The organism is Nocardia sp. NPDC051981 (assembly GCF_040680715.1).
Classification (GTDB): Bacteria; Actinomycetota; Actinomycetes; order Mycobacteriales; family Mycobacteriaceae; genus Nocardia.
The window spans coordinates 88,250-107,114 of record NZ_JBFAXK010000030.1 but is presented as its reverse complement, the minus strand read 5'-3'; the positions used below and the strand labels follow the sequence as shown (position 1 = coordinate 107,114).

Sequence of the window (18,865 nt, the reverse complement as noted above, 5' to 3'; positions counted from 1 at the left end):
GGTTCGGCGTATACGGCCACACTGGCGATACCGGCGTCCTTGGCGGCCCGGATCACACGCACGGCGATCTCGCCTCGGTTGGCTACGAGGACCTTGCGCAGGCCGTAACTCCCCTCCACGGCAACCGATTCGGCGCTCATGCGGCGGCCCAGCTGCGCGGCGGGACGAAGGCGCTCGCGCGCGGTGGCCCGATCCAGCGCACGGGAGCCACCGCGGGCGGGGCACTCTCGACGGAATTCGCGAGCGCGCTCACCAATGCGATGAGCAGGGCGGCGGTTTCGATGTCGTCGGGATTGCCGCGTTCGACGCGGACCAGGGGTGCTGTCATGTGCTTCTCGCTCTGCTCACTGGGGTGGGTTGCCATGCTTGCGAATCGGCAGGTCGGCGTGTTTGGTCCGCAGCATGGCGAGGCTGCGAATGAGCACCGAGCGGGTGTCGGCGGGATCGATCACGTCGTCGACCAGACCCCGCTCGGCGGCATAGTAGGGGTGCACCAGCTCCGAGCGATACTCGGCAATCTTGTTCTGCCGCATCGCCTCCGGATCCTTCGCGGCATTGATCTCGCGGCGGAAGATCACGTTCGCGGCGGCCTCGGCGCCCATGACGGCGATCTCGTTGCTGGGCCAGGCCAGCGCCAGGTCCGCGCCGATCGACCGGGAATCCATGACGATGTACGCGCCGCCGTAGGACTTGCGCAGGACCACCGAGACCCGGGGGACCGTGGCGTTGCAGTAGGCGTAGAGCAGTTTGGCGCCGTGGCGGATGATCCCGCCGTGCTCCTGCGCGACACCGGGCAGAAAACCCGGCACGTCGATCAGCGTGACGAGCGGAATATTGAACGCGTCGCAGAGCTGCACGAACCGGGCGGCCTTCTCCGAGGCGGCGATGTCGAGCACCCCCGCGAGCATGTTCGGCTGATTGGCGACCACGCCCACCACGTGCCCGTCGAGGCGGGCGAAGGCGCACACCACATTCGCCGCCCACTGCTCGTGCACCTCGAAGATCTCGTGGTCGTCGACGATCTCCTCGATGACCGCGCGCACGTCGTAGGGCCGGTTCCCATCGAGGGGGACCAGATCGTAGAGCGACTCGTTGCGCCGATCCGGGGGATCGGTGCACACCACCGTCGGCGGATGCTGACGATTGTTGGCCGGCAGCATCGACAGCAGATGCCGGACATCGTGCAGGCAGTAGGGTTCGTCGTCGTAGGTGAAATGGGTGACACCCGATGTGCGCGAATGGATGTCGGCCCCGCCCAGCTCGTTCATGGTGACCCGCTCGCCGGTCACCGCCGCCACCACGTCGGGTCCGGTGATGAATATCTGGGCCGTCTCCCGGATCATGAAGACGAAATCGGTGAGCGCGGGACTGTAGGCGGCGCCACCGGCGCAAGGTCCGAGGATGACGCTGATCTGCGGAATCACGCCGGAGGCCTTGGTGTTTCGCGCGAATATCCCACCGAAACCGGCCAGCGCGGTGACCCCTTCCTGGATGCGGGCCCCCGCACCGTCATAGAGCCCGACCAGCGGTGCGCCCGCGGCCAGCGCCAAATCCATGACCTTGTGAATCTTCTGCGCGTGCGCCTCGCCCAGCGCGCCACCCAGAATCCGGAAGTCCTGCGCGAACACGAACACCGTCCGCCCGTCGACGGTTCCCCAGCCGGTGACCACGCCGTCGGTGTGGTGACGCCGGTGCTCGAGCCCGAATCCTGTTGCCCGATGGCGTCGTAACGCCTCGATCTCCTGGAACGACCCAGGGTCCAGCAGCAGGTCGATCCGCTCGTAGGCGGTCAGCTTCCCCTTGTCGTACTGACGTTGCGTCGCGGCCGCATCGGGCCCGGCCAGTACCGATTGTTTGAGTTTGTCGAGCTCCTCGACGCGTTCACGCATGCCTGTCCTCGGTGGTGATCGGGAGTGGTCCGGAATCGGTTGGCGACCAACCACTTCCGGGCTCCACTGCCTCCGAGTCTGACCCACGGGCCCTAGAGCGTCGCTCAAATGCGGAGGTCCCGGCGGCATTAGGGTTTATACGTGATGCGTATTTGATTTGTCATTCATTATCGATGCGTTGGCGTAGCGGGTAGTCGATGGTTTGGGGACATTTGGGCTTTAACCATCAAATTACGGTTTGTTCACGAAGCTGATACCTGCCGACCCTTAGGCTGGAGTGGCCTCCAGTGCCGTGGGTATTCATTTCCCGCGCTTTGCCGGGGAAAGGTAGTAGGGAGCGCCCGTGACACAGCAAATCTATGCCCGTGTGCTAGGACCGCTAACGCTAGCGCTGCAGAACAGGAATGCCACACCGACGGCTCAGAAACAGCGGCAATTGCTCGCGCTGCTGCTCGTCCGGCATTCGACTGTCGTGCCGGTGTCCGCGATGATCGAGGAATTATGGAACGAGGATCCGCCACGTAGTGCCGTGACGGTGGTGCAGACGTATGTGCTCGGGATCAGGAAGCGCATGGCCGAGTTCCTGGACGTCGAGCACGGTGAGGTGGCGGACCGATACCTGCGCACCTGGAGCAAGGGGTATCTGTTCGACGCCCGCGACTGTGTGCTGGATGTCAGGGATTACCAGGTCATGGCCGAGGCCGCGCGCTGCGCGGCCGCGGTGGGTGACGATCGGCGGGCGGTCGAGCTGTACACCGCCTCGGAGGCCCTGTGGACCGGCCCGCCGCTGCTGGATGTGGAGGCCGGGAATCCGCTCACCGCGGAATTGACGCATCTCGAGCAATTGCGCTTGGTGAATCAGGAGCGGCGGATCGAGGCCCTGTTGCGATTGGGCGGTCATCGCGAGGCCTGCCCCGATCTGGCGAGATTGACCGCCGAGCAGCCGCTGCATGAGCGAATGCAGGCGTATTACATGTACGCACTGTGCCGATCGGGGCAACGGTATAGAGCGCTCGAGGTCTATCACAATTTCGCCGAGCTGATGCAGCTCGAACTCGGGCTCGACCCGTGCTGGCGAATTCGACAATTGCACCTGGATATTCTCAATGCCTCCGACGAGTCGGTGGCGGATATATTGGAGACACGGCATGCGGGCTATTTGATCGGCTGGAACGGGACCTCGGGGCTCGGCAGGTCCGCCCGCCCCGCCTGATCACTTGTTCTTTTCGATTCACCTTTATGACCTAGCGCTTGCCGGTGGCGTCGACCGGCGATTCCACCGTAGCCCCGCCCTCGGACGGGGCTACGGTGCTGTGTTCCTCCCTGATCCTGTTGGCCGCGTGTGCCTTTCAGCGACGATCGCAGTCCCGGCTCGAGGACCGCTCGAGCCCGGAGCTCGAGCGGCCCTCGAGCCGGAGGCGCGAGGCTGGGGCGGACATCGGAGCTTCGACCAGCATTCGGTGCGAAGGAGAATTGCTATGTACGCCAACACATTCGGGGGTATGCAATGAGCCGCCGTGTGGTCGTCACCGGACTGGGTGTGCGGGCACCCGGTGGATCCGGCAAGGACGAATTCTGGAAGCTGTTGTCCGAGGGCCGCACCGCCACCCGGGCCATCAGCTTCTTCGACGCCGCACCGTATCGGTCCCGGGTCGCCGGCGAGGCCGATTTCGATGCGCTCGCGGAAGGGTTGTCGCCCCGCGAGATTCGGCGCATGGACCGCGCGGCGCAGTTCGCGGTGGTGTGTGCCCGCGAGGCGGTCGCCGACAGCGGCCTGGCGATCGAGTCGGTGAATCCGTTCCGCCTCGGGGTGAGCCTGGGCAGCGCGGTCGCCGCAGCGACCAGCCTCGAACAGGAGTACCTGGTGTTGTCGGACTCCGGCCGCAGCTGGGTGCTCGACGAAAAGCACCTGTCGCCCTACATGTTCGACTACATGGTGCCCAGCGTCATGCCCGCGGAGGTGGCCTGGAGCGTCGGGGCGGAGGGCCCGGTCGCTATGGTCTCCAACGGCTGCACCTCCGGCCTGGATTCGGTCGGGCACGCGGTGCAGCTGATCCGCGAGGGGTCGGCCGATGTGATGATCGCCGGCGCCTCCGACACCCCGATCACCCCGATCGTGGTGGCCTGCTTCGACGCCATTCGCGCGACCACCCCGCGCAACGACGATCCCGAGCACGCCTCGCGGCCGTTCGACAACTCCCGCAACGGTTTCGTGCTCGCCGAGGGCGCGGCCATGTTCGTGCTCGAGGAGTTCGAGAGCGCCCGCCGCCGGGGCGCCCGCATCTACGCGGAGGTCACCGGCTACGCGACGCGCTGCAACGCCTACCACATGACCGGACTCAAGGCCGACGGCCGGGAGATGGCCGAGGCGATCCGGGTGGCCCTGGACGAATCCCGGGTCGATCCCACCGCGATCGGCTACGTCAACGCGCACGGCTCCGGTACCCGGCAGAACGATCGGCACGAGACCGCCGCGGTCAAGCGCAGTCTCGGCGAGCACGCGTATCGGACGCCGATGAGCTCGATCAAGTCCATGGTCGGTCATTCGCTGGGCGCCATCGGTTCGGTGGAGATCGCCGCCTGCCTGCTGGCACTGGACTACCAGGTGGTGCCGCCCACGGCCAACCTGCACGAGCGCGATCCGGAATGCGATCTCGACTATGTGCCGCTCACCGCCCGCGACCATCGCATGGACACCGTGCTGACGGTCGGCAGCGGGTTCGGCGGATTCCAGAGCGCCATGGTGCTGCGCCGCACGTCGGAGGTCGCGGCATGAGCGTCGTGACGGGAGTCGGCGTGATCGCCCCGAACGGGCTCGGTACCGAACCCTTCTGGGAGGCCGTGTTGGCCGGCCGAGGCGGCATCGGGCCGCTCACCCGGTTCGACACCACCGGGTCTGGCGTGTGCCTGGCCGGGCAGATCGCGGATTTCCAGGCCGCGCAACATCTTCCGAGTCGGCTGCTGCCGCAGACCGACATCTCCACCCGACTCGCTCTGGTGGCGGCGCAGTGGGCGCTGGACGACGCGAAGGTCGACACCGCTGAACTGACCGATTACGACATGGGTGTGGTGACCGGAAACGCTTCGGGTGGTTTCGAATTCACCCATCGCGAGTTCAACAAGCTGTGGTCGATGGGCTCCGAGCATGTCAGCGTCTACGAGTCGTTCGCGTGGTTCTACGCGGTCAACACCGGGCAGATCTCCATCCGGCACGGCATGCGCGGACCCAGCAGCGCCCTGGTCGCCGAACAGGCCGGCGGCCTGGACGCGGTCGGGCACGCCCGGCGCACGGTGCGGCGCGGGACGCCCCTGGTGGTCACGGGGGGTGTGGATTCCGCACTGGACCCGTGGGGCTGGGCCTCCCACGTCGCGGGCGGCAGCCTCAGCACCGCGACCGATCCGGCGCGGGCCTATCTGCCCTTCGACGCCGAGGCCACCGGCAATGTGCCGGGGGAGGGCGGGGCGATGCTCGTGCTCGAGGATCCAGAGGCGGCGCGGGCCCGGGGCGTGCCGCATGTCTACGGTGAAATCGCCGGGTACGCACAGACATTCGATCCGCCGCCGGACTCCGGTCGGCCGTCGGGTCAGCGGCGCGCGATCGAGCTGGCCCTGACCGACGCGGGTGTGACCCCCGCCGACGTCGATGTGGTGTTCGCCGACGCCGCGGGCCTACCCGAGCAGGATCGGGCGGAGGCGGCGGCCCTGGAAGCGGTGTTCGGCGCCGCCGGCGTGCCGGTCACGGCGACGAAACCTTTGACGGGACGGCTGTTCTCGGGCGCAGGGCCGCTCGACATCGTCACCGCCGTTCTGGCCATGCGGGATTCGGTGATCCCGCCCACGGCCGGCACCCTCATCCCGGCGCCGGAATACCGGATCGACCTGGTCCGTGGGGACGCGCGGCCCGCCACCATCGAAACCGCCTTGGTGCTGGCCCGCGGCCGCTGGGGTTTCAACTCCGCGGTGGTGGTCCGCAGCGTCGACCAATGAGCGCTGTCGAACCAACGCAATGCCCGAGTAACAGCACAATCGAGGAGCCAATCATGTCCATGACCATCGACGAACTGCGGCGAATTCTGGTGGAGTGCGCCGGCGGTGACGAGACCGCACCGGAGCTGGCCGGCGATATCGCCGAGGTCGAGTTCGAGGAACTCGGCTACGACTCGCTGGCCTTGATCGAGACGGCCTCGCGCATCGAGCGCGATTTCGGGGTGAAGATCCCCGAGGACCGGCTCGTCGAGGTGAAGACCCCGGCCGAGCTGATCGGCATCGTCAACGGGCAGTTGGCGGGTGCGGTATGAGCATCTTCCGGATGAGTCATCACCGGGTCGTGGAGGCGGCGCTTCCGGACGTCTATCGCCTGGTCGCCGATGTCACCTACTGGCCGGTCATCTTCGAGCCCAGTGTGCTGGTGCGGCACCTGGATCGCTCGCCCACCGAGGAGCGGTTCCGGTTGTGGGCGACGGTCAACGGCGAGGTGAAGAACTGGACCTCCCGCCGGGAGTTCGTGGCCCGGCAGCGTCGGATCACCTTCGAACAGGAGCGCAGCGCGGCACCGATCGCCTCCATGGGCGGCCAGTGGACCTTCGAGGAAGTGGGGGCGCGCAGCACGAAAATCACGCTGGACCATCACTTCTCGGTGATCCCGGGTGGTGATCAGGAGGCTATCGCGGATGCGGTGGACCGCAACAGCGTCACCGAACTGGCCGCGCTGGCCCGTGTCGCGGAACTGGGGTACCCGGTGTCGCAGGTGGTGCACACCTTCGAGGACAGGGTGGTCCTGGATGCACCGGCCGCGGAACTCTACGACTTCGTCTATCGCAGCGACCGCTGGCCCGACCACGTCCCGCACGTCGGCCGGGTGGAGCTGACCGAGGACGAGCCCGGCGTGCAGCTCATGGAGATGGACACCGTCACTGCCGGCAGCGTCCCGCACACCACCCGTTCGATCCGCATCTGCGTGCCCGCCGAGCGCATCGACTACAAGCAGCTGGTGCCGCCGGCCATGCTGTTCGGCCACAGTGGCAGTTGGGAATTCGCCGATAGCGGCGCGGGCGCCGTGGTCACCGCCCGGCACCTGGTCGCGGTCAACCCGGAGGTGGCGCGCGAAACCCTCGGCGCGCACACCACTCTCGCGGACGCGCGCGCCTATCTGGCCGAGGCGCTGGGCACCAACAGCCGCAACACCCTGCTGTGCGGGGTCCGGGAGGTCGCCGACCGCCGGGCCGAGACCACGAAGTCACCGCGATGACCGCCACGGGAGCCCGGCCCCTCGCGCGACCGGTGGTGCGCGAGGTGGCCGAGGACGTCTTCGCCTACACCCACGATCGCGGCGGGTGGTGTGTCAGCAATGCCGGGGTGGTCGCCGGGCGCGACGGCGCGCTGGTGATCGATACGCTCGCCACCGAGGGACGCACCCGCGCACTGGCCGAGTTCGTCGACGGGCATGCGGGCGGGCCGGGCCGCACCATCCTCAACACGCATCACCACGGGGACCACAATTTCGGCAATCATCAGTTCGGTGGCGCGGCGATCGTCGTAGCCCACGATCGGATCCGGCCGGAGATGATCGAGACCGGGCTGGCGTTGACCAAGCTGTGGCCGCAGGTGGAGTGGGGCGATGTCCGAGTCACCCTGCCCACCATCACCTTCAGTGATCGGGTGACCGTCTGGGTGGGGGAGCGGCGGGTTGAACTCATCCATGTCGGGCCGGCCGCGCACACCACCAACGACGTGGTGGCCTGGCTGCCCGAGGAGAAGGTGCTCTTCGCCGGTGATGTCGTGATGTCCGGGGCCGCGCCGTTCTGCCTGTTCGGTTCGGTCCGCGGCACTCTCGACGCGATGCGCAAGCTCACCGCACTCGGTGCGCGGACCGTGGTGGCCGGGCACGGTCCGGTGGCGGGGCCGGAGATCCTCACCCAGACCGCCCGATACCTGCACTGGATCGAAAACCTTGCGGCGGAGGGCAAGTCGCTGGGCCTGGCCCCGCTCGAGCTGGCGTCGCAGGTGGAGCTGGGCGAGTTCGAGGAGCTGATCGACGCCGAACGGGTGGTGGGCAATCTGCACGTCGCCTACGCCGAGCTGGATTCCCCGGAAATCGGTGTGCCACTGGATGTCCTGGCCATCTTCGACGAGATGGTGACCTACAACGGCGGGCAGGTGCCGCAATGCTGGGCGTGAGCACCGAAGTCGTCGACGTGTGCGTCGCCGGTGGCGGCCCGGCCGGGTTGACGGCCGGGCTGCTGTTCGCTCGCGCCGGCGCGAATGTGCTGGTGCTGGAGAAGCATCCGGATTTCCTGCGCGACTTCCGCGGCGACACGGTGCATCCGTCGACGCTGATGGCGCTCGACGAGCTCGGGCTGGCGGAGGAGTTCCTGAAGCTTCCGCACGTCGAACTGCCGCAGTTGCCGATGGCGACGGCGATGGGGCCGGTCACCTTCGCCGATTTCCGCCGGCTGCCGGGCCGATTCCCGTTCGTGGCCTTCATGCCGCAGTGGGATGTGCTCAACTTCCTGGCCGAATCCGCCGGCCGCTACCCCAATTTCCGGCTGATCCAACAGGCGGAGGTGACCGAACTGATCGAGCACGACGGAACGGTCACCGGGCTGCGCGCCCGTACCCCCGAGGCGGTGCTCGAGGTGCGCAGCCGACTCGTCGTCGCCGCCGACGGGCGCAATTCGCTGGTGCGGCACCATGATTTGCTCCAGGTCGCGGCCAGCCGCGCGCCCATGGATGTGCTGTGGTTCCGGGTGAGCAAGCCAGCGGGCGAACGTCTGCCGGCGGTGCGCAGCGGGCGGGACTTCTTCATCGTCTGCATCGATCGCGACGAGTACCTACAGGTCGCCTACATGATTCCCAAGGGCAGCTTCGAGGCGGTGCGCGCGCGGGGGCTCGACGCGTTCCGGTCCGCGATCGCCGCCATCTACCCGTCGCTGACCGCGGCGCTGACGGCCGAGATCGACGACTGGGACGCGATCAAACCGCTCGATGTCCGGGTCGACCGGCTGCGGGACTGGTACCGGCCGGGCCTGCTGGCCATCGGTGATGCCGCCCATGCGATGTCCCCGGCCGGCGGGGTCGGGATCAACCTCGCCGTTCAGGACGCCATCGCCGCCGCCCGGCTGCTCGCACCGACCCTGCGGGACGGCCGCACACCCACCACCGCCCAGTTGCGCGCGGTGCAGCGGCGCCGCGAATTACCCATGCGCGTCGTGCAATTCGCGCAACTACGGCTGCTCACCGATCTCTATCCGAGCGCCGAACGACCCGGCACCGACAAGCCGCTGCTGGCGCGGCTGCTGCGCCGGTTCCCCGGGCTGGCGCACGTGGTCGCGCGGGTCATCGGACTCGGTGTCCGGCTCGAACACGTGCCCTCGAAACCCCACGCGCCCCGCCTCGAAGCGATGACACAGGAGAAGTGATGGCCACCTATCTGCTCGTTCCCGGTGCGTTCCACGGCGGTTGGGCCTGGCAGCGGGTGGCGCCGCTGCTGAGCGCCGCCGGCCACCGGGTGCTCACCCCCTCGCTGGTCGGCCTCGGCGAACGCGCCGAGTCGCTCGGCCCGGAGGTCGGGCTCGGCACCCACGTCCAGGATCTGGTCGAGCTGGTGCGCACGGCCGAGTTGCGCGATCTCGTGCTGGTCGGTCACAGCTACGCCGGGATCGTCATCACCGCGCTCGCCGACGCGCTGCCCGATCGGGTGGCCGAGCTGGTCTATGTCGACACCTTCGTCCCGCGGGACGGTGAGGCGGTCGCGGACATCATGGCCCCCATGGTCGACGCCTTCGCCGCGCTGGCGGCCGAATTCGGGGACGGCTGGTGTGTTCCACCGCAGACCGAGCCGATGGGCGACGGCGGGCTCTACGGGGTCACCGACGAATCGGATCTGAGCTGGCTGGCCTCGATGCTCACCCCGCAGTCGCTGAAGACGTTCACCGAGCCCATGGTGCTGCGCAATCCCGATGCGCTGCGGGAGATTCCGGTGACCCATGTCCACTGCACCGGGGGCGGGGCCGAGTTCCAGGCCATACGCGCGGCCATGCCGCGCACCCTGCCGCCGGCGGATCTGCCCGCCGAGCGGCTCAAGCTGCTGCCCACCGGGCACGACTGCATGATCACCATGCCGCGCGAATTGGCCGGGCATCTCCTGGAATTGGCGGCACAGCCCTCGGCGGCGTCGTAGGTCAGCCCGCGGCGGCGTCGTAGGCCGCCCGCGCGTCGAGCACCGCCGCCAGATGCTGCTCGGACCATTGGGTGAGGCTGGTGAACACCGGCGAGAGGGTCTCGGCCAGCGCGGTGGCCTCGTACTCCACTCGCGGCGGCATCTCCGCGTAATAGGTGCGCACCAGCAGTCCGTCGCGTTCGAGCTGGCGCAGCCGCTGGGTCAGCACCTTCGGGGTGAGGCCCGGAATGCGTTGCAGCACTTCGTTGAAACGCATCCGGCCGTGGTGGGTGAGCGCCCACAGCACCTGCGTCGACCAGCGGCCGAAGAAGAGATCCACCACCGGCGTGATGGGGCAGGGGTCCACCGCGGTAGATGTGACGTCCGTCATAGCAACTCCTGCATGCTTTCCATTTGGTAACTACTATACTTTGGAAACTACTGTGTGACCAGGCGGTTCGACGAAGTGCGAAACCGAAAGGAGCACAGTGATGACCGTGACAGCAACCGACCGGCTCGGCCTCCCGCGACGCAGTGGTGAGCGGCCCCGGACCCGGCCGCACAATCCCCATCAACAGCTCTCCGATATCGCGCCCCCGGATCTGCAGGAAGCGCTGTGGGCGCAGATGATCACCCTGCCCGGTACGCAGATCGGCCGCAGCCGGGTCTCGCTGCCCGACACTCGCGCGCTGTATCTGCTGCCCGAGTTCGCCCACGGGCCCGAGCATGCCTTCGTGTCCGGAACCGAGTTCGCGCATCTGCACGGGCGCGGCGACGGCAGCCTGCACCTGTGCCAGCCCGCGGCGGTCGCGGTCGAGGCGATCGAACAGGGCTGGGCCGAACAGCATCCGATGGCGCGGCGGGGATATCTGCCGCCGACGTTGCTGCTGGTGTACGGGCCGCGCGATACCGACGAGATGGCCGTGGTGTGGCGATTGATCCGGACCGCCTACGACTTCGCCCGCGGTATCCCGCGCACGTGATCGCGGTGCCTCGAGCGTGACTGTAGGGCGCGCAACCATCGTGGGGTCCATGACTGACCTCATCGGCACCTGGGAACTGCGCTCCTACTACGACATCGACGACAATGACGCCAAAAGCGAAGGCCCGCTCGGTGTTTCGCCGAGGGGCCTGCTGATCTACGAATCCTGCGGCCATATGTCGGTGAGCATGATGCGCACCGACGCCGCCGCCGCGGCCGTCCTGTTCATGGGCTACGCCGGTACCTGGCGGCTGCGCGGCGACGAGGTCGTGCATGCCATCAGCGTGTGCTCGAATCCGGCCTGGGCGGGCACCGAACAGGTCCGGCAGCTGAAGCTGAGCGGCGAGGAGCTCACGCTCATCGGCGCCGCCCAGGTCGACGGCCGGACCCAGCGCCGAATTCTGGCCTGGCGCCGCACCATTCATCCTTGCTGACCATCCGGTCCAGGCTCGTCGACCAGCCGGTCGCGGCCGGACCGGCGCGAACGAGAACGGGGATCGGCGACGTGCACCGGCACGCACACGGATCAGTAGTTGCCCAGTCCGCCACAGACATTCATCGCCTGGGCGGTGACGGCGGCGGCCCCCGGGCCGATCAGATAGTCGACCATGGCCGCCACCTCGGTGGGCTCGACGTAGCGCCCGATGGGAACGCGGGCGCTCACCCGGGCGTGCACCTCGTCGGTGTCGACACCCCAGATGTCCGAGTACACCTCCCGAACCCGTTCGGCCATGGGCGTTTCCACGAATCCCGGGCAGACGGCGTTGACCGTGATGCCGGTCTTGGCCAACTCCAGGCCCAGCGCCTTGGTGAAGCCGACGACGCCGTGCTTGGAGGCCGAATAGGGCGCGCCGTGCACCACGCCCTGTTTGCCGCCGGTGGAGGCGATGTTGACGATGCGGCCGCTGCCGCGTTCGAGCATGCCGCCCGCGGTGAGCGCGGCCTTGGTGGCGAAGAAGACGCTGTGCAGGTTGGTGTTGATCACGTCCAGCCACAACTCGTCGGCGATCTGCGCCGTTTCGCCGCCGCCGCTGCGGCCGGCATTGTTGACAAGGATGTCGACGGGGCCGAAGCGGTCGACGGCGGCGTCGACGTACTCGCGGACCTGGGGGGCGTCGCGGACGTCACAGGCGATGCCGTCCACCGCGTGGCCCTCGTCCTGCAGTCGTTTGGTGGTGTCGAGCAGGCGCTGCTGATCGCGCGCGCAGATGAATACCGAGATGCCTTGGGCGGCAAAGCTCTCGGTGATGGCGAGGCCCATTCCACTGGTCGCGCCGGTAACCAGCGCGACGCGTTGAGCTGCGGTCATTTCTCCTCCATCGATGGGGTGTCCGGTTCGGCGGGGCTGTTGCGGAATCAGCCTGGCGGCCGGACCTATAGCTCCGGTCAAACCGGCTCGACCAAGGCTCGAGCAGGGTCGGACACGGTGGATCGCAGTCGCGGCCCGCCGAATCGAGGCAGGCACAACAGCATTCGAGGAGCCAGCATGACCACCGTCGCCAGCCGCGCCGAGCTGTATGCCGAGGTCCAGCAGTTCTACGCCGACCAGATGCAGCGGCTCGACAACCGGGACATCCCCGGTTACGCGCAAACCTTCACCGAGGACGCGGAATTCGAGCACACCCCGGGTCGGCCGCCGGCGCGTACCCGGGCCGGCATCATCGCCGACCTCGTCGCGTTCCACAAGCGCTTCGAAGCCGATCCCATGCAGCGGCGGCACTGGTTCGGGATGACCGATCTGCGACCGCAGGACGACGGCAGCATCATCGCCACCTCCTACTGCCTGGTGGTGAAGATCCGCCCCGGCCGGGCGCCCGAGATCAACCCCAGCTGCGTGGTGCACGACGTGCTGGTGCGCCTCGACGGCGCCCTCCTCACCCGCTCCCGCCGAGTTTCCCACGACTGACCCGAAATCAGCCTGTCCCAAGGAGAATCACATGAGCACCGCCCAATCGGACACCCGGCTCGCCCTCGCCGCGGAAGCGCAGGATCTGCTCTTCCGCGAGGCCCGCACCGCCAACACCTTCACCGACGAGCCGGTCACCGACGAGCAGTTCCGTGAGATCTACGAGCTGGCCAAGTACGCCCCAACCTCGATGAACCAGCAGCCGCTGCGCATCGTCCTGGTCCGCACGCCCGAGGCCCGGGCTCGCCTGGTCACCCACATGCTCGACAACAACAAACCCAAGACGGCCACCGCCCCGCTGACCGCGATCCTGGCCGCCGATCTGAACTTCCACGACCATCTGCCGACGGTCTTCCCCCACGCCCCCGACGCGAAGGACTACTTCGCCGATCCGGAGGTGCGCGCCCACTCGGCCCGCTTCAACGCCCTCATCCAGGTCGGCTACTTCATCCTCGGCATCCGTGCCGCGGGCCTGGCCGCCGGACCGATGAATGGCTTCGACGCGGCCGGCGTCGACCGCGACTTCTTCCCCGCGGGTGATCTCGCATCCCTGGTCGTGGTCAATATCGGCAAGCCGGGCCCCGATGCCTGGTTCCCCCGTTCTCCCCGCCTCACCTACGACCAGGTCGTCACCGTGGTCTGACCCCGCGAACCACCCGAAAGTATTGGGCGCGAATGGCCTTCGATACCGGGAGGCCGAGCATGTGGATTCCGCGCGCCGCAGCCTGCTCGAGGGATGGCGGCGGTGACGGTGACGTTCGGCTCCGCGGCCCCTTACTGCGGCGGACCGAACGCCGGTGGACGTGCCGGGCAGTGGTCGATACCCGCCGAATGTCCGCACGAACAGGGTCATCGCTGACCGCTTCAGGTTGAGCCGTAGGTCAAGCCCCTGATGGCGTACCGCGCGCGCCGACCGGCTTGATCCGCAATTGCGGTCCGTGGGCCGCCGGGTGGTTCGGGTTGATCATGGTTACCGTCGCATCGCCGCACGCGTGGCCGTCGAGCAGGGTTTTGAAGAAATCGAAAACCCGGCTCGCGGCCGCGTGGTCGGCTGCCTCGGCGCCGGCAGCTGGTCGGTGGTGGTCATCGACTGGAATCGTCTGATGGTGTTCGAAAGGTTCATGCACACGTGCTTCGACGCTGTCCGTGACGGCGCCGCGCGACCCGGGGCGCGGGCACCGCGGGCCCGATCGTGACGTGTGCGAGCAACCCCGGCAGGTCGATGCCCAGATGCCGGGTGACCTCACATAGCGCGTTGTCGAGTGCCGCCCGCGTGGAACCCGGCCGGGGGTGCAGCCGGACAACGGTGTCCGCGTGGCGGATTTCGACGTGGCAGACCTTGTCACCATGGGCGCACCCGGCGACCGGCCGCGGTGCACCGATAACGACATGGGCCTCACCACCGCGGCGGGTGACCCGGCCGCTGATGAACATCTGCACTCCAGCACTTCCCCTCGAGCGAACATTCCACCGTGACGGTCCAGTTGCTGCTCAGGCCGAGTGGATCGAAAGAGTCTGCGGGCCGATCCACTCAGCCGCCGAGCACGATGCACCGCTCGGAGTCGACGAAGCGGGGCATCGATTCCGGAGTCGTCCATTGTGACCCCGGCCGGATGATCCGAAATGAGAATGCGGCGCGATAACCGCACCCGGATTCTCGCCGCTCCACGATCGGCTCACCCGCACAGAACCGTATCGAGATCCTGTACTGGAGCGGCCTGAATACCGCGCTGGTGGCACGAATCGAGAGTGCTCAGGCACGGAAGGTCACCGATATCTTGGAATTAGCTATGTGATTGAGATCAGCGACGCCTTCATCGCCCGTCCGCACGTTCTGCTGGACACGCCCACAGTCGTGCGCCCTGTCGCAGTGGGCTCCCTCGGCCGGTGGCCGGCACCGGCTCGCGGAGCCCACGGGCAGAGTGCCGATGACTAGTCTGTGGTGTGGCCAGGTTCTCCGAATCCTTCGAACGGTCCCACGGGCCGTCTACCGGGTGTCAAACGGCGACCGCCCGTGGCGGTGCGCTGAGTGCATGCACCGCACCGAGAGATGCGCCAATGCCGGCACCGATGGCCGCGATGGGAACCTCCATGAGGGCCATACCGTAAGCAGCGCCTACGGGAACCGCCGCCAGGCCGATCGGCGCAAAGGGCAGGCCGATCACCGTGCCCATCATGCCGCCGACGACCCCACCGAACAGCCCGAAGGGGCTCGCCGCCACTGCCCCTGCCGCGACGCCGACCGCAGCGCCGCCAATGATTTCTCCTGCGACGCGGTCGGACCGGCTGCGCTCCATTCCGATCGAGTCGAGGAAGGTTGCCGTGGCCGCCTCGGCTTGGGCGGCGCCATCGTTCAGCTGGATTGCCTGCTCACGATTCAGCCACTCCGGCGAATCGACTTGCACGTCCCCGAAGCGCAATTTGCCGGGCGGGGGCGCAATCGGCGGCACCGGGGCCACCGGCACGGGCGCATGCAACTCTCCCAAGGGAGAGAGGTACTTGTTCTCCGGCATCGGCCGCGCCCACTGCAGCGAACTCAGCGTGTCGTCTGGAATCCGAAGTCCCTGGTACGGATGCACATTGGGTGCTTCAGCCGCGGGCCACTGCACCGGTTGGTCGGGTCGAGGCTGGTCGCCCTGGAGCCGGTCGGACTGCGATCCTTCCGGCTGAGTCCGGCCGGGCCGGGCCGGGTCGGCCAGACGCTGGTCCTGTTGAGAATGGTCGGACTGGGACACTTCGGTGCTCTCGGTGGGCGCGGCGTTCGCGGGCCCGGTTCCCGCCAGTCCCAACGTCACTGGGACAACCCCTGCGACGGCCAACGACACCAATTTGTGGGGCTGTTGGGGGGCTCTATGTTTGCCTGTGCTCATCGATCGCCTTTCATATGGAAAGAGATTTCAGCTACTACGCCACAACTGCCGGTAGCGGGTGCAATTCTCGCGCGTACGTTCTAATTCGACCTCGAGTCAAGCCTCGGTAACCTGCGGGCGTTCGGCGAGGACAGTCGAAACACCTGCATGGAATACTCACATTCGCTCTGTGCTATAGAAGTTCGGACTGTGTGAGTCGACACCCCCGCAGATCAGGCCCGCGAACCGCGCGATTCGGTGACCGCTGGAATCGCGGCCGTAAGCGACGCACGGATGGCAACCGACCGGAAACCTATCCACCGCGGACCAGGACGTCAAGTATTGCCACATGCTGGCGTGTCACACGGCTTATTCGTGCAAAACGGGCAAAATGTGAATATTGGTCAGGGTGCGCGCCAAGGGGGCGATTAGGCTAGAGGTGCGACCACCCGATTGTGAAGTTCGAAGGCAATCTCCGACCGCGAAGACCTCATGCAATTCGGTTCCAGTCAGAATCTGATCTTGGCGACCCCTCTGCTGCCCCGTCGCTCATCGTCAATCGTTCATCGGCATCGGGCGACGGAAGGGTAATACTGTGGCGAGTTCACCAGACCACCGGGAATCGTCGAGTGCGTTCAGCTCTGTCACGGATCCGGACCGCACGCGCCCCGACGCCTCGGATCTGACCGAGCAATAGCAACACCCGTCGCAGATCACCGTGATGGCTGGCGGGTAGCTCTGGCGCTTTCGCAGGCGCGCCGACATCAGATCTGCGACCGTCTGCGTGCTCGCTGTCACCCACGTGCGGCCGTTCCCCCGGTCCGTCCGCGCACGTCGCCGCGCCCGCATCTTCGCACCCTCAGGATTCATAGCAGATGACTCTATCCGTTCGGTCGCGGCTGGCCATAGATTTGCAGGATTAAGCCGCATCAAATCCTTGAAATTCCTGGCGGGTCTCGGGGGTTGGGCCGGCTGGGCGAGTCCAGTCGCCGACTCGGCGCTCTGCGCAGAACCTCGAGTCAGCGGCCGGTGCGATCTCGATGCGAATCCGACCCAGTTGGGTTGTTTCGATCGAATTGTCCGATTCAGGACCTTCCTCAAAGCGGTCAGCGTTTGCCACCCATCATGAGCCAGCCGAATAACAGACCTGGAAGCGTCCAGGCGGAAATCACCTCGGCGATCGTCACAATGCTCATGCGATCACAGCTTTCATCGAGCGGCCTCCGAACGCGAGCCGAAGCTGTCCGGAGGATATGTCGACGATTCCGACGGTGAGTCATTCGGTAGTGGCATCGGAATTCTTTTCCACATGAAGTGCCCTGCGGTGTATTTCTACGGATCCGAGAGCACCACCCTGCGGAACTCACGAAAGGTCGCTGCACACCAGCACATTGCGCGCCAAGTCCTCCAGACTCCGTCTAGCGCGCACCGCTGACCAGGGGTCTTTGGCGAACAGTCCCGGATAGCGTTCACAGTAGGCAATGAAGGTAGATCTTTCGGTAACCCAGACAACCCGGAAATCGTTGAATGTTACGTGCTCGCCGTACACTGCGCTCCGTCCATGCAATCGGCACCTAAACTTGCCCAAAAACACTTACCCTCGAGTTGACGTGCGAATCGGTGGAACGGGCGGTAACGACATGCTCCAACCGGCTCGGATGAATTGGTTGCCGACTCGCGACTCGAGCCTCGGCCACCACTCTCCCATCACGGCAGTCCAGCGCCTCCCAAGTCCAACGCCTCCCGATCGGTGAACATGTTTTCCCCGAGCGGTGGTGTCGGGGATAGACGACACCACCGCGACGTTGCGGAGCGCAGAAGGGCGTTCGTTCCACAACATCAGGATCCGCCTGAGGGGGATAGCGGATCATTCGCCACATTACATCCGCTGGGCGATTATCGATGGATAAAGAGGAAAGGTTTCCTGTTTGCCGGATTGGTGACCGTCTCTATTCGGACGAAACGCCCGAAGCCTCGGTCCTGGGAATGGGGCGAACTTGCCAGTCACCCTGCGCCCGGGATGGATCGACAAGTGCCGGATCCATCCCATTGTGTTAGCTGGATGATGGCCCTATTGCTGGGCGTCCGCGGCGCGGTTCCGATGAACCGGCTTCACCGGCCCCGGTGATCGCAAGGAGTGTGGTGAACACGGCGGTGGCCGGCTTCACGGTTGGTGGCGATTCCCGTCGCGCCAATCCCCTGCGCGCCTTATGTCCAATGTTCGGATTTTGTCCGTTTTGCACGAACAAGCCATGTGACACGCCAGCCGTGCGGCAGTGCTTGACGTCCTGGTCCACGGTGGTTAGGTTTCCGGTCGGTTCCCATCCGCGGATCGCGCGGTACGGAACACCGTGCAGTTCGCAGGCATGATCTGCGGGAATTATCGACTCGCGCGGACAGAGATGACGATGGTATTGATCTGGTCATCCCTGGTGCGTACATGCCGTGTACGCGCCAGGGATGATTGTCTTGCTCCCGGCCACCTGCTACACGACGCAATCAATGCTGCAATTGTGAGGCGAGAATGAGTACTAACCCATTCGATGACGAAGACAGCAGGTTCTTCGTTCTGATCAACGACGAAGAACGGTATTGCCTGTGGCCAAGCTTTGCCGATATTCCGAGCGGGTGGCATCGAGTGCTCGGTGAGGGCAGCCGACACGCTTGTATTGAATACTTCGAGAAGAATTGGACTGATATGCGTCCGGAATCCCTGAGACAGTCGATATCCGCCAATGCCGCAGCAGCTCAGGTCACCGAGGCTTGACCTGAGTCGAATTAGCGCATACGTGCGATAAGACGATAGCGCCCTGGCAGTCGGCGCAGACCACGAGAGTCTCGCGCCGCCGATTCGCCATAGTCATGCCCTCGTTCTGGTGATGAAGCGGGATCCAGGCATGGCCGATCGGCGCAAGCAGTTCTTGGGCATCCGTGTCCGCCCGGCGTGCCGTCCGAATCTCTTGCACAACTCATCAGAAGTCGACAGAGAGGTCATCCATGGCAGAACACCATCTCGCTCGTTCGACCAGGCGGTTCGGGCGTGCCGGATCACTACTGGTCCTCGCGACGGTTCCGTTGTCG

The 18,865-nt window shown here is 66.3% G+C and carries 20 protein-coding genes; 14 read left to right on the top strand and 6 right to left on the bottom strand.

The genetic code is table 11. The annotated features are described in order from the left end of the window. The 3 genes from AB0L60_RS35860 to AB0L60_RS35850 all read right to left on the bottom strand — a co-directional run. Positions 1–140, bottom strand: a 140-nt coding sequence (locus AB0L60_RS35860) for a biotin carboxylase N-terminal domain-containing protein (RefSeq protein WP_364623696.1), incomplete at its 3' end; no start/stop codon positions are given. Next, positions 137–328 (bottom strand): acyl-CoA carboxylase epsilon subunit, encoded by a 192-nt coding sequence (locus AB0L60_RS35855; RefSeq protein ID WP_364623689.1) that lies wholly within the window; start codon positions 326–328, stop codon positions 137–139. The genes AB0L60_RS35860 and AB0L60_RS35855, both read right to left, overlap by 4 nt. 16 nt (positions 329–344) lie before the next feature. Continuing rightward, entirely contained in the window at positions 345–1,889 is a 1,545-nt protein-coding gene (locus AB0L60_RS35850; RefSeq protein WP_364623687.1) for an acyl-CoA carboxylase subunit beta, read from the bottom strand. 343 nt (positions 1,890–2,232) lie between these two features. On the opposite strand from AB0L60_RS35850, the gene AB0L60_RS35845 reads away from it, so the two are divergent. From AB0L60_RS35845 to AB0L60_RS35810, 8 genes are all read left to right on the top strand, one after another. Continuing rightward, the gene (locus tag AB0L60_RS35845) at positions 2,233–3,102 is read left to right on the top strand and encodes an AfsR/SARP family transcriptional regulator (RefSeq protein WP_364623685.1); all 870 of its coding nucleotides are present in this window, start codon (positions 2,233–2,235) and stop codon (positions 3,100–3,102) included. Between the two features lie 294 nt (positions 3,103–3,396). After that, the gene (locus tag AB0L60_RS35840) at positions 3,397–4,665 is read left to right on the top strand and encodes a beta-ketoacyl-[acyl-carrier-protein] synthase family protein (RefSeq protein WP_357195277.1); all 1,269 of its coding nucleotides are present in this window, start codon (positions 3,397–3,399) and stop codon (positions 4,663–4,665) included. After that, positions 4,662–5,876 carry a ketosynthase chain-length factor gene (locus AB0L60_RS35835; protein ID WP_364623682.1) on the top strand — a complete coding sequence of 405 codons (1,215 nt, stop codon included), beginning with the start codon at positions 4,662–4,664 and terminating at the stop codon, positions 5,874–5,876. The genes AB0L60_RS35840 and AB0L60_RS35835 overlap by 4 nt, the downstream gene beginning before the upstream one ends. 53 nt (positions 5,877–5,929) lie before the next feature. Further along, a complete protein-coding gene (locus tag AB0L60_RS35830; protein WP_364623680.1) occupies positions 5,930–6,187 on the top strand; it encodes an acyl carrier protein in 258 nt (85 codons plus the stop codon). Between the two features lie 11 nt (positions 6,188–6,198). Continuing rightward, positions 6,199–7,137 (top strand): aromatase/cyclase, encoded by a 939-nt coding sequence (locus AB0L60_RS35825; protein WP_364623678.1) that lies wholly within the window; start codon positions 6,199–6,201, stop codon positions 7,135–7,137. Beyond that, the gene (locus AB0L60_RS35820; RefSeq protein ID WP_364623676.1) at positions 7,134–8,066 is read left to right on the top strand and encodes an MBL fold metallo-hydrolase; all 933 of its coding nucleotides are present in this window, start codon (positions 7,134–7,136) and stop codon (positions 8,064–8,066) included. The genes AB0L60_RS35825 and AB0L60_RS35820 overlap by 4 nt, the downstream gene beginning before the upstream one ends. After that, a complete protein-coding gene (locus tag AB0L60_RS35815; protein WP_364623674.1) occupies positions 8,063–9,307 on the top strand; it encodes an FAD-dependent oxidoreductase in 1,245 nt (414 codons plus the stop codon). Before AB0L60_RS35820 ends, AB0L60_RS35815 begins: the two co-directional genes overlap by 4 nt. Further along, positions 9,307–10,068, top strand: coding sequence for an alpha/beta fold hydrolase (locus AB0L60_RS35810; protein ID WP_364623672.1), 762 nt, complete (start codon positions 9,307–9,309; stop codon positions 10,066–10,068). Before AB0L60_RS35815 ends, AB0L60_RS35810 begins: the two co-directional genes overlap by 1 nt. Position 10,069: 1 nt before the next feature. Here AB0L60_RS35810 and AB0L60_RS35805 read toward each other — a convergent pair whose 3' ends face one another. Then, positions 10,070–10,438, bottom strand: a complete 369-nt coding sequence (locus AB0L60_RS35805; protein WP_364623670.1) for a helix-turn-helix domain-containing protein — start codon at positions 10,436–10,438, stop codon at positions 10,070–10,072. Positions 10,439–10,538: 100 nt separating this feature from the next. On the opposite strand from AB0L60_RS35805, the gene AB0L60_RS35800 reads away from it, so the two are divergent. Further along, positions 10,539–11,030 (top strand): luciferase family protein, encoded by a 492-nt coding sequence (locus tag AB0L60_RS35800; RefSeq protein ID WP_364623667.1) that lies wholly within the window; start codon positions 10,539–10,541, stop codon positions 11,028–11,030. 49 nt (positions 11,031–11,079) lie between these two features. Beyond that, complete coding sequence (locus AB0L60_RS35795; protein ID WP_364623665.1) at positions 11,080–11,463, top strand: lipocalin-like domain-containing protein; 384 nt, start codon at positions 11,080–11,082, stop codon at positions 11,461–11,463. A gap of 92 nt (positions 11,464–11,555) precedes the next feature. Here AB0L60_RS35795 and AB0L60_RS35790 read toward each other — a convergent pair whose 3' ends face one another. Continuing rightward, entirely contained in the window at positions 11,556–12,338 is a 783-nt protein-coding gene (locus AB0L60_RS35790; protein WP_364623662.1) for an SDR family NAD(P)-dependent oxidoreductase, read from the bottom strand. Between the two features lie 177 nt (positions 12,339–12,515). Here AB0L60_RS35790 and AB0L60_RS35785 point away from each other — a divergent pair, with 177 nt between their 5' ends. The 3 genes from AB0L60_RS35785 (at position 12,516) to AB0L60_RS35775 (ending at position 14,131) form a co-directional block, all read left to right on the top strand. Further along, the gene (locus AB0L60_RS35785; protein WP_364623659.1) at positions 12,516–12,935 is read left to right on the top strand and encodes a nuclear transport factor 2 family protein; all 420 of its coding nucleotides are present in this window, start codon (positions 12,516–12,518) and stop codon (positions 12,933–12,935) included. Positions 12,936–12,966: 31 nt separating this feature from the next. Then, a complete protein-coding gene (locus tag AB0L60_RS35780; RefSeq protein WP_364623656.1) occupies positions 12,967–13,578 on the top strand; it encodes a malonic semialdehyde reductase in 612 nt (203 codons plus the stop codon). Between the two features lie 349 nt (positions 13,579–13,927). Continuing rightward, entirely contained in the window at positions 13,928–14,131 is a 204-nt protein-coding gene (locus tag AB0L60_RS35775) for a hypothetical protein (protein WP_364623653.1), read from the top strand. Between the two features lie 801 nt (positions 14,132–14,932). Here the strand turns inward: AB0L60_RS35775 and AB0L60_RS35770 are convergent. Continuing rightward, on the bottom strand, positions 14,933–15,730 hold the full coding sequence (locus AB0L60_RS35770; protein ID WP_364623650.1) for a hypothetical protein: 798 nt from the start codon (positions 15,728–15,730) through the stop codon (positions 14,933–14,935). Positions 15,731–18,308: 2,578 nt separating this feature from the next. On the opposite strand from AB0L60_RS35770, the gene AB0L60_RS35765 reads away from it, so the two are divergent. After that, positions 18,309–18,551 carry an MbtH family protein gene (locus AB0L60_RS35765; protein WP_364623647.1) on the top strand — a complete coding sequence of 81 codons (243 nt, stop codon included), beginning with the start codon at positions 18,309–18,311 and terminating at the stop codon, positions 18,549–18,551. Positions 18,552–18,865: the final 314 nt, after the last annotated feature.